Source organism: Exiguobacterium sp. A1_3_1, assembly GCF_048985645.1.
Classification (GTDB): Bacteria; Bacillota; Bacilli; order Exiguobacteriales; family Exiguobacteriaceae; genus Exiguobacterium_A; species Exiguobacterium_A indicum.
Genome location: NZ_WBYY01000219.1, coordinates 1 through 4,432 on the forward strand (window position 1 = coordinate 1; position 4,432 = coordinate 4,432).

At 44.6% G+C, this 4,432-nt stretch carries 4 protein-coding genes; 2 read left to right on the forward strand and 2 right to left on the reverse strand.

Features of this window, described 5'->3' with window-relative positions; all coding sequences use genetic code 11:
- The coding region (locus tag F8N00_RS16440; RefSeq protein ID WP_421018596.1) for a hypothetical protein at positions 1-202 on the reverse strand (202 nt) is incomplete at its 3' end.
- A gap of 197 nt (positions 203-399) precedes the next feature.
- On the opposite strand from F8N00_RS16440, the gene F8N00_RS16445 reads away from it, so the two are divergent.
- The gene (locus F8N00_RS16445; RefSeq protein ID WP_023467239.1) at positions 400-1,689 is read left to right on the forward strand and encodes an NCS2 family permease; all 1,290 of its coding nucleotides are present in this window, start codon (positions 400-402) and stop codon (positions 1,687-1,689) included.
- Between the two features lie 58 nt (positions 1,690-1,747).
- Here F8N00_RS16445 and F8N00_RS16450 read toward each other — a convergent pair whose 3' ends face one another.
- On the reverse strand, positions 1,748-3,028 hold the full coding sequence (locus F8N00_RS16450) for an ABC transporter substrate-binding protein (RefSeq protein ID WP_023467238.1): 1,281 nt from the start codon (positions 3,026-3,028) through the stop codon (positions 1,748-1,750).
- 188 nt (positions 3,029-3,216) lie between these two features.
- Between F8N00_RS16450 and F8N00_RS16455 the strand changes: the two genes are divergently transcribed.
- Positions 3,217-4,432, forward strand: a 1,216-nt coding sequence (locus tag F8N00_RS16455) for a potassium/proton antiporter (RefSeq protein WP_421018597.1), incomplete at its 3' end; no start/stop codon positions are given.

A 4,432-nucleotide genomic window follows, 5' to 3' on the forward strand; every position in this document is an offset into this window, starting at 1 on the left:
GGGCTCGGAGATGTGTATAAGAGACAGCTATATAATGGGTCACCTGTGTATTTCCCCGCGTCAATACGTTCAGGCTAGAACGTTCTGCCTGTTCAATGTTTTGGTGCCGCACATACAGATAGGAAATCGATGTCGCGAGGGCAGTCGGAATCAAGATCGCCAGGACGACGAGACGAATCAAACGCGTCCGGATACTTTTCATGAAAGGCGCCCCCATCCTTTTTCTTGTAATCAATCGTATCATAACCTTGAATCCGCTTACATCATTTCCTGATATTCTCTTTCATGATTCCTATAAAAAATTCTTTTTTGTTTCGACTTGATTCCGAATGAATTTTACTATAATATCATCAATGTTCGTTTTTTAATCAATTTGTTATGAAGGTGGTCCTTTTACCCATGTTTAAACTCGCCGCACATCAAACAACCGTAAAACGTGAAATCCAAGCTGGATTCGTGACGTTCATTACGATGGCCTATATTCTGCTCGTCAACCCAACGATTTTAGCAGATGCCGGTATCCCCCAAGCCCAAGCTTTTTCTGCGACGATCATCGCGACATTGATCGGTACGCTTCTGATGGGGCTTTATGCGAATCTACCAATCGCAGTCGCACCTGGAATGGGACTCAATGCGTATTTTACTTATACACTTGTCGTTGGTGAGAAGATTCCATATCAGACAGCACTCTCAGTTGTCTTCGTCGCTGGTGTCATTTTCTTATTGTTATCACTCTCACCGATTCGTACGAAGCTGATTGAAATCATTCCGATGACATTAAAGCTTGCGATCACAGGTGGAATCGGTCTCTTCATTGCTTCACTCGGTCTCAAGATGTCAGGAATTCTAGTCGCTAGTGAAGATACACTCGTCACGATTGGCGCATTGACGTCACCAGAAGCATTGATCACACTCATCGGATTATTAGTTGCAGCGATCTTGACAATCAAACGTGTACCAGGTGCTATTTTATATGCCATGATCCTCTCTGGATTGATTGCATTCCTGACAGGTGAATTGAAGTTTTCCGATTCCTTCGTTGCGTTACCGACGTTACCAGAAGGATTGATCATCACGAATCCGTTCAACGCCATTCAAGACGTGTTCCAATACGGTCTGTTCAGCGGTGTCCTCTCCTTCGTTCTCGTGACGATGTTTGATACGACAGGTACGATGGTCGCTGTCGGAGAACAGGCTGGATTGATTGAAAAAGATGGATCATTGAAAAACAGCGAACGTGCCCTATTATCTGATTCGACTGCGATGGTCGCTGGTTCATTATTCGGAACAAGTCCTACAACGGCTTACGTAGAATCTGCAGCGGGTGTCGCTGCTGGTGGACGGACTGGACTCACATCCGTGACGGTCGGGATTCTATTCGCATTATCTGCCGTCTTTGGACCGTTCGTTCAATCGATTTCGAGCGTCCCTGCGATTACTGCGCCCGCATTGATCTTAGTCGGTGCCTTCATGATTCAAAACATCAAGCAGATTCCATGGGATGACTTCAGCGAAGCTTTCACGGCTTTCCTCGTCATCTTGATCATGCCATTATCCGGTAGTATCGCAACCGGTATCGCATTCGGTTTCATCGTCTATCCGATCATGAAAGCTATCCAAAAAGAGCGTGTCCACCCACTCATCTATGTGTTCGCGCTTCTCTTCTTCATCCAATTATTCTTCTTATAATAAAAAACATGCCTGTTCCGTCAGTTAGTCGGAACAGGCATGTTTTTTAAATCACTTCTTATTTCTTCATTTTATCCCATGTTTTTGTGAAGTCCTGCAGCATCTCATCAGCTGTTTTTTGCTTACCAACGTATGCTTGCATGATCGCTCCGAACTCGTTTACAGCACCATCCGGATACTTGAACCAGTTCCATGAGATGGTTTTTCCATCTTTCGAGTACGCTTGAATATCATCTGCAAGCGGTCCTAAATCCTTCGCTTCGATTGATTTGAAGGCAGGGATGAATTTAAATTTATTGACCATGTAGTCTTTTCCTGTGTCAGACGTCGCCATCCACTCGAGGAATTTCTTCGCTTCTGCTTTGTTCTTCGAGTTCTTATTGACGACCCAGTTGTTTGGTACGCCGACAGGCAGACGATCCATTTTTTCTTTATCATCATTGATCGGCATCGGGATGAAGCCCATGTTGATGTCCGGATTGACATCCGTGATCAATTGTTGTGCCCAGTTCCCTTGTTGGATCATCGCTGTCTTACCTTCAGCAAACTGAGAGACTTGTGTATTATAGTCTGTCGTTAACGGATTTTTATTTCCATACTCAATCGTCAAATCAAATAGATTCATGAATTCCTTGAACTGTTTATTGTCCTCGAACTTCGCTTTTCCAGAGTTGAGATCTGCAATGAACTGATCTGGATCATCCTGTTGTGCGACCGGAATGTTTAAAAGGTGATTTCCAAGAACCCACCACTCCCCGTATCCGATCGAGAACGGTGTCACTCCATCTGCTTTCAGCTTCTTAGAAGCTTCCGTCAATTCCGTTAATGTTTTTGGAAGTTCCGTGATACCGGCTTTTTTGAAGATATCTTTATTGTAGATAAAGCCATATCCCTCAAGGTTCATTGGCATACCATACAATTTACCATCAATCGTCATTGGCTCTTTTGATAGATCCGTTAAATCACCGACCCACTTTTCATCTGACAAATCTTCTAACTTATCCTGCCATGTTTTTGCTTCCGTAAAGCCACCATTGTTAAAGACATCTGGTTCATTACCTGAAGCGAACTGTGATTTCAGAGCCGCGCCATAGTCCGATCCACCACCGACTGTTTGCACGACGACTTTCGTCCCAGTTTCTTTTTCATACGCTTTTGCCATCTTTTCCATGTCTTTTGCGATTTCAGCCTTGAATTGGAATACGTTGAGCGTCTTACCGTCTTTTGAACCACTATCTTTCGAGTCATCGCTATTCAATGTACCGCCACCACATGCTGCCAAAGCGACGACCATCGCCGTCGTGACGACAGGTAATGCTGCCCATCTTCTTTTACGCATTCGGATTCCCTCCCTGATTTCGTTTCATTTCGTGCTACATCTTCACAATAAATGAAAACGCTTGCAATGAAGAGAGAGAAAGTTGTCCGGTGTGGTGGAAAATATTGAACAATCGTTATCCGAGTCTTTTCATCGGAATTGTTGTATCATGAAACTAGAGATTCTTTTATGAATAGGAGTTTGATGCCATGTCCTTGCAACTCACGATTTTATTGATTGGTATATTGCTGTTTGCCGCCGTGTGGACGACGAAGTTATCAAGTCGTCTGAATATTCCTGCTCTACTGATTTTTATCGCTCTTGGTATGATTGCCGGAAGCGACATTACCGGGTTCATTCGTTTTGACGATGCAGAACTGGCTCAGCTTCTCGGAACTGTCGCCCTCATCATCATCTTATTCGAAGGTGGTCTGCAAACGGTTTGGAAGGAAGTGCGTCATGAATTAGCCCCTTCCCTCTCGCTTGCGACGTTCGGGGTCTTCATCGCTACATCCATCGTTGCCGTTGCTTCCCATTATATTCTAGGGTTTAGTTGGGCGAATGCTTTTTTACTCGGGGCAATCGTTGGTTCGACGGATGCCGCTGCCATCTTTTCTGTCTTGAGTGGTCAGCCGATTCGACGAAAAGTCGGATCAACACTTGAAGTCGAGTCCGGTACGAATGACCCGATGGCCGTCTTTTTGACTGTCTTGTTCCTTGAGTTCGTGACGAACCCTGAAGAAGCATCGCTCTTATCGGGACTTGGATCACTCGTTTGGGAAATGGCGATGGGACTTCTAATTGGTTTGTTCATCGGATGGGCAGCTTCGACATTGATCAATCGGATCGATTTGTCCTCTTCTAGCTTTTATCCAATCATGCTCATGTCGTTTGCTTTCCTGTCTTTCGGTTTAGCTGATACGTTCCATGCAAGTGGATTTTTAGCCGTTTATGTCACAGCGATCTACATCAGTAATCATGAACTCGTCTATCGACAGACACTCGTTCGTTTTACGATGAGTATGGCGCATCTTGCTCAAATCGGAATGTTCATCGTGCTCGGTCTGCTTGTCTTTCCGAAACAATTGCTCGATGTCCAGGTCATCCTATCTTCCATTGCGCTGGCGCTGATCTTAATTTTCATCGCTCGTCCTTTGTCAGTCTGGGTGAGTCTTCTTCCGTTTCGTTATTCGTGGCAAGAGAAGGTCTTCATTTCCTTTGCTGGCCTAAAAGGAGCGGTACCAATCATTCTCGCGACATACCCTCTCGTTGCGGATATCGAGAATGCATCGATGATCTTCAATATCGTGTTTTTCACAGTCTTACTATCTACGCTAATTCAAGGGAGTATGTTGACGTTTCTTTCCGAGCGATTACGACTGAACGAAACACAGACTTCTGCTATTCATACGGTCATTGAATTCA

What these genes read in the sequence shown, in the direction of transcription:
- F8N00_RS16450 (WP_023467238.1), bottom strand. Translation starts at nt 3,028, where the DNA reads ATGCGTAAAAGAAGATGGGCAGCATTACCTGTCGTCACGACGGCGATG.
- F8N00_RS16445 (WP_023467239.1), top strand. Translation starts at nt 400, where the DNA reads ATGTTTAAACTCGCCGCACATCAAACAACCGTAAAACGTGAAATCCAA.